General features: G+C 41.2%; 6 protein-coding genes. 4 read left to right on the forward strand and 2 right to left on the reverse strand.

Annotation, left to right across the window (positions count from 1 at the left end):
• The first annotated feature begins 97 nt into the window (after positions 1 to 97).
• Entirely contained in the window at positions 98 to 871 is a 774-nt protein-coding gene (gene cysE / locus EWV60_RS10815; RefSeq protein ID WP_287232255.1) for a serine O-acetyltransferase, read from the forward strand.
• Between the two features lie 97 nt (positions 872 to 968).
• On the forward strand, positions 969 to 3,881 hold the full coding sequence (gene uvrA, locus EWV60_RS10820; protein WP_287232256.1) for an excinuclease ABC subunit UvrA: 2,913 nt from the start codon (positions 969 to 971) through the stop codon (positions 3,879 to 3,881).
• On the opposite strand, the gene EWV60_RS10825 is transcribed toward uvrA, so the two are convergent.
• Together EWV60_RS10825 and EWV60_RS10830 are read right to left on the reverse strand one after the other, a co-directional pair.
• The gene (locus tag EWV60_RS10825; RefSeq protein ID WP_130758061.1) at positions 3,838 to 4,614 is read right to left on the reverse strand and encodes a class I SAM-dependent methyltransferase; all 777 of its coding nucleotides are present in this window, start codon (positions 4,612 to 4,614) and stop codon (positions 3,838 to 3,840) included. The genes uvrA and EWV60_RS10825 overlap by 44 nt on opposite strands.
• Positions 4,607 to 4,891: a hypothetical protein gene (locus EWV60_RS10830; protein WP_287232257.1), complete on the reverse strand. Its 285-nt coding sequence runs from the start codon at positions 4,889 to 4,891 to the stop codon at positions 4,607 to 4,609. Before EWV60_RS10830 ends, EWV60_RS10825 begins: the two co-directional genes overlap by 8 nt.
• 249 nt (positions 4,892 to 5,140) lie before the next feature.
• On the opposite strand from EWV60_RS10830, the gene EWV60_RS10835 reads away from it, so the two are divergent.
• Both EWV60_RS10835 and EWV60_RS10840 read left to right on the forward strand, forming a co-directional pair.
• Positions 5,141 to 5,437 carry a hypothetical protein gene (locus tag EWV60_RS10835; RefSeq protein ID WP_002754297.1) on the forward strand — a complete coding sequence of 99 codons (297 nt, stop codon included), beginning with the start codon at positions 5,141 to 5,143 and terminating at the stop codon, positions 5,435 to 5,437.
• 6 nt (positions 5,438 to 5,443) lie between these two features.
• Entirely contained in the window at positions 5,444 to 5,848 is a 405-nt protein-coding gene (locus tag EWV60_RS10840; protein ID WP_185240610.1) for a type II toxin-antitoxin system VapC family toxin, read from the forward strand.
• Positions 5,849 to 6,347: the final 499 nt, after the last annotated feature.

Below are 6,347 nucleotides of genomic sequence, written 5' to 3' on the forward strand. Positions count from 1 at the left end.
GTACAAGCGAACTAGGAAAACGGGTTATTCGATCGCTTTTTAGTTGAACGGCTCATTTACCAGGGTGATAACATAGTTTAGTATAAGCTCGATCAATATGGAATCAAGACTCGTGTTATCTATTCTCCTAGCCGATTTCAAGATCATTTTTGAACGTGACCCCGCTGCCCGCAACTGGTTAGAGGTACTATTTTGTTATCCTGGATTACAGGCTTTACTGTGCCATCGCTTCGCCCATTGGCTATATCAGATCGGGATTCCCTTTATTCCCCGTTTAATTTCCCATCTTGCCCGTTTTCTGACTGGTATCGAAATTCACCCCGGCGCCCAAATTGGTCAGGGTGTTTTTATCGATCATGGCATGGGAGTGGTCATCGGAGAAACCGCCATTGTCGGTGATTATGCCCTCATCTATCAAGGAGTTACTTTAGGAGGGACGGGGAAAGAAAGCGGTAAACGTCACCCGACTCTAGGGGAAAATGTGGTCGTCGGCGCTGGGGCTAAGGTTTTAGGTAATATTTATCTGGGTAATAACGTTCGCGTCGGCGCTGGCTCTGTGGTTCTGCGGGATATTCCCGCCGATTGTACCGTTGTTGGTGTACCCGGTCGTTTAATCTATCGCGCTGGGACGCGGGTGGAACCCCTCGAACACGGTGATTTACTCGACTCGGAAGCGGTGGCTATTCGCGCTTTGGTGGACCGTATTGAACAACTGGAAAAACAAGTGTACGAATTGCAGCTAGAACGGTCAAAAGAACCAGATTATCGGATTAATTGCCCAGTTTTAGCCCATTTAGAAGAAGAAGCGAGTCCTAGCTGTGGTCCTGGGGCCGATCGAGATCTGCGCGAGTTTCTCGAAAGAGCGGTTTAACCCCGATAATCTTCTGATATGATAGAAGACTGGTTTTTTAGTAGCTGAAACCCATTCGTCAAGGCTATGATTGTTTAGGACTACTTGGCACCGTCCGATGGCTCAAACTGACTCAATCCGTATTCGTGGCGCCCGACAACACAATCTCAAAAATGTTGATCTCGAATTACCCCGCAATCAGTTGATTGTTTTTACGGGAGTTTCGGGATCGGGCAAATCTTCCCTCGCTTTCGACACTATTTTTGCCGAGGGACAGCGCCGCTATGTGGAATCCCTCAGCGCCTACGCGCGTCAATTTTTGGGACAATTGGATAAACCCGATGTGGATGCGATCGAGGGTTTAAGTCCGGCTATTTCCATTGACCAAAAATCCACTTCCCACAATCCCCGTTCTAGTGTGGGAACTGTAACGGAAATTTACGATTACTTGCGTTTATTGTTCGGTCGTGCCGGTGAACCCCATTGTCCCCATTGCGATCGCAATATTGCCCCCCAAACCATCGATCAAATGTGCGATCGAGTGATGGAATTAGCCGATAAAACCCGATTTCAAATCTTAGCTCCAGTAATTCGCGGCAAAAAAGGCACCCATAAGCAATTAATCTCTAGTTTGGCCTCCCAAGGCTTTGCCCGGGTGCGGATTGACGGCAAGGTAGTAGAATTATCCGAGGGCATCGAGTTAGATAAAAAACATCTTCATGATATCGAAATTGTTATAGATCGCCTGATCAAAAAAGAGGGTTTACAGGAAAGATTAGTGGATTCTTTAACCACTTGTTTAAAGCACTCCGACGGTGTAGCGATTGTGGAAATTCTCGATGAGAATAACGAAGATAATCCCGAAGTTACCAAAGAAATTGTCTTTTCTGAAAAATTTGCCTGTCCCGAACACGGGGCAGTTATGGAGGAATTATCCCCCCGTTTATTCTCTTTTAATTCTCCCTATGGTGCTTGTCCCAACTGTCACGGATTGGGCAGTTTACGGAAATTTTCGGCAGATTTAGTCATTCCAGACCCAAAACAGCCGGTTTATTCTGCTATTGCCCCCTGGTCAGATAAGGATAATTCCTACTATCTTTCTCTCCTCTACGGTTTAGGGCAAGCTTTAGGTTTTGAAATTCAAACTCCTTGGCAGAAACTAACAAAAACCCAGCAGGATATCATTCTCTATGGGAGTAAAGAACCGATCTATTTTGAAGATGATTACCGTTACGATACTGGTCGCGGTTACTATCGAGAATTTGCCGGAGTTATCAATATCTTAGATAGAAATTATCAAGAAACCACCTCGGAAGTTATTAAACAAAGACTAGAAAAATATATTGTTAACCAAACCTGTGAAGTTTGTCACGGAAAAAGATTAAAACCGGAAGCTTTATCGGTACGTTTGGGAGAATATACGGTCACGGATTTTACCGGAGTTACCATTCGGGATTGTTTGCAGAGAATTAATGATTGTCATTTAACCCCAAGACAAGCATTAATTGGAGAATTAGCTCTCAAAGAAATCAAAGCGAGACTACAATTTTTAATCGATGTGGGATTAGATTATCTTACCCTCGATCGACCAGCGATGACCTTATCTGGGGGAGAATCCCAACGAATTCGATTAGCTACTCAAATTGGTTCGGGATTAACAGGAGTATTATACGTTCTCGATGAACCTAGCATCGGATTACACCAAAGAGATAATAGTAAACTGTTAGAAACCCTGCAAAGATTGCGAGATTTAGGTAATACTTTAATCGTCGTCGAACACGATGAAGAAACGATTCGGGCAGCCGATTATGTGGTCGATATCGGTCCAAAAGCGGGCATTCATGGCGGAGAAATCATCTGTCAAGGCAGTTTTAAAACCCTTTTAAAGTCGAAAAAATCGATAACAGGAGCCTACCTATCGGGACGCAAAGTTATTGAAACTCCCCCCCAAAGAAGAGTGGGAAATGGTAACGCTTTAGTTTTAAAAAATTGCCATCAGAATAACCTAAGAAATATTGATGTAACGATTCCTTTAGGAAAATTAGTCTCGATTACAGGAGTATCTGGTTCAGGCAAATCCACCCTAATTAATGAGTTATTATATCCAGCTTTACAACATCATTTAACCCGTTTAACTCCCTTCCCCAAAGAATTAGATAAAGTGGAAGGATTGGACGCGGTTGATAAAGTAATTGTCATTGACCAATCACCAATAGGACGCACCCCTCGGTCTAATCCTGCCACCTATACGGGGGTTTTTGACATTATTCGCGAGATTTTCACCGAAACCATCGAAGCAAAAGCTAGGGGTTACAAAGCGGGGCAGTTTTCTTTTAATGTTAAGGGAGGACGCTGTGAAGCTTGTTTAGGCCAAGGGGTAAACGTCATCGAGATGAATTTTCTCCCCGATGTCTATGTGCAGTGTGATGTGTGTAAAGGGGCGCGTTATAATCGGGAAACCCTACAGGTTAAGTATAAAGGTTATTCGATCGCCGATGTCTTAGATATGACGATCGAGGAAGCATTAAAAGTCTTTGAAAATGTCCCCCGGGCCACCACCAGATTACAAACTCTCGTGGATGTGGGTTTAGGATACTGTAAACTTGGCCAAAGCGCTCCCACTTTATCCGGTGGGGAAGCACAAAGGGTAAAATTAGCGGCCGAATTATCCCGACGGGCCACCGGAAAAACCCTATATTTGATTGATGAACCGACTACGGGTTTATCTTTTTATGATGTGCATCATCTCTTAGATGTGTTACAAAGATTGGTCGATAAAGGTAATTCGATTATCGTCATCGAACATAATCTCGACGTGATTCGCTGTAGCGATTGGATTATTGATTTGGGACCGGAAGGAGGGGACAAGGGAGGAGAATTAATCGCGGTGGGAACACCGGAAACCGTGGCTAAATGTGAAAGATCCTACACTGGTCATTATCTTGCCCAAGCATTACTTCAATATCCCCCAAAAAAGCGGGATAATATTAGGGAAGAACACAGAGATAATAAAGCCAATGATCAAGATTAGTATTTAACTCTTGTTCGCTCTTAATTTCCTGACCGGTTTTCCAAGAATAAATTTTAATCTCTTGAAAGTAAGACCTTAACTGTCTTAATTGTTCTTTGGGGGTGGCGTAATAATTTTGCAGACGAAAATTATGGGGTTCATCCCGAATAATTGCATAGTCAGCAGTCAATAACTGTTCGTAGCTAAGAGAGGGATTACAGGCCCGCAAAATCACCCAGATGACTAAATTGACATAGCTACTAAAAGGATTGAAACTAATCTTTTTTTTCCAATCGAATTCTGGGATAATTCCCTGAAGATTATGACTAGAAAAACAAAAATAACCGCCCGCTTTACCGATGCGGCTAATTTCCTCTAAAACTAGAAAACGGTCAGCAGGGGAAATATAATCAATGCCATTAAAACTAAAGAGAATAAAATCAAAATAATTATCCGCAAATTGTTCTAGATTTCTAGCATCGGCCACTTGCCAGACTAAATGGGGGAATTTTTGACGACAAGCGGCGATCATTTCCGCAGAATAATCAACCCCGATATATTCTCCCACAAGAGGGGCAAAATACTTCGTAGTCCGTCCCGCACCTACCCCTAAATCAAGCATTTTCATGGTTGATAAACGCTCTTGCAGCAGGGTTAAAATTGTCTTTTCTGCTGGCTGTAGCGCGGTTAATTGGGCATAATAACCGACAATACTAGGGTCTTTATAGGTTTGCTGATTTTTATCCTTAATCATTCTCGATCGCTCTTTCCTCATAATCTGGCTGTTTTTCTCTTACTAATAATTCACCTTCCCAACCGCCAATTACTTCTTCAAAAAAGCCTTCTTGCCATTGGCTAAATGTAGTTTTTTCTTCTTTTTCTTTTAGAGATATTGGCTGATAAACTAAGGTGACTTCTAAATCTGTGTTTTTAAGTTCAGGCGGTAAAGATATTTGTAATGTTCCATCTTCTCCTACATGGGTTTTAAAACTAATTGTTTTCATGGTTTCGGCTAAGGTTACTACTATCATAAGGATAGTGTAATATGTCCTCGCCTGACAAGGTGCGTCTCCTGCGGTCTTTTAACCATAAAGACATCTTCACCCCAAACAGATTCGACATCGCAGAAACCACCATCCGATGAGAATGGTGATACATCCCACCCAAGACACCGTTACAGGGATCTATTCGAGATCGAACTCACGATGTTGCATAACCACGAGAAACTTGATATATTGGCAGTTGATAAATATTATTGAAAATTTACTGGAGACATAAATATGTTATCAACTGATGTTAGACAAAAATCAATGATTAAGAGAATTGAGCAAGTTGTTTCTATTTTAATGGAAGACCGCCCTTTCTTTAAAGAGGAACTTAATTATTCAGAAATAGTGAAACATTTGGTTGAATTATTTGAAAAAAATTTACCTTTTGATGAATTTAACACTATGTCAGAGGCGGAATTGAAAGAGCATTGTAGCTTTATTATGTCCACAGAAATCCTGTCAAAAATTGGCGGCGATTTTACTCCTGAACAAATGGCTATTTTCGATGAAGCAATTAAGCGTAAATAGATAATTATGAGTTATTTGTTAGATACTAATATCGTCTCTTTGATCATTAAGCGTAATCTTGAAATTTATCAAAAAATTGAAGATGTCAAAGCTCAAAGAAAAAGTATCTTTATCAGTTGCATTACTTATTTTGAAATTAAGAGGGGATTTTTGGCAGTTGCTGCACCTAAACAAAGAGAAAGATTTAACCAACTTTGTCAGGATTATCAAATTATTTTATTAGATGATTTAGCTATTTTAGAAAAAGCAGCCGAAATTCATGCTGATCTTAGATTAAGAGGATTACCCATACAAACAGAAGATATTTTAATTGCTGCTACTGCTATAGTTAAAAGTTTAATTGTTGTTTCTAATGACAGTGATTTATTGAGGGTTGAAGGATTAAGTTTAGAGAATTGGGTAGAGTTATAAATTAAACCCAATCTTTAAGTCATCCGACATATTTTAACAGCTTGAGTCAGTAAAGGGGTGCGTTACACTATGTTAACGCACCCTACGAGATCGGCGATTGCACTTCTAGGCAGCGAGTCGCAGGTTCGAGTCCTGCCGCACCCGCTTCTGAATTGTCGTTTAACTGAGATATTGTAAGTGATCAGAACAAATATAAAGATAAGGAGTCCATATATAGTGCGCCTAATTGATTTGTGAACGGGTAGGCTCTAGAAGTCAAGTGTAGCAAGACGGCAAACGGAGGGTTTTTACATTTCATTTAGGTGCGCTATATCATGGCAACAACGAAAGAAAATTACTATTTTCTTCATAACTTACTAGCAGCAGGAAAGTGGGAGGAAGCCTGAGAGGGGGACAAGCGAGCTAGAAGGTAGATAGGGCAAGCGATATCGCTCTTTGTCCTTTGATGTAATCCTTCAACCGATAGCGGCTAATTTGCATTAGCTCTTCTATATTTTTT

It is taken from the genome of Microcystis sp. Msp_OC_L_20101000_S702, assembly GCF_007095705.1.
In the GTDB taxonomy this organism is placed as follows: domain Bacteria; phylum Cyanobacteriota; class Cyanobacteriia; order Cyanobacteriales; family Microcystaceae; genus Microcystis; species Microcystis ichthyoblabe_A.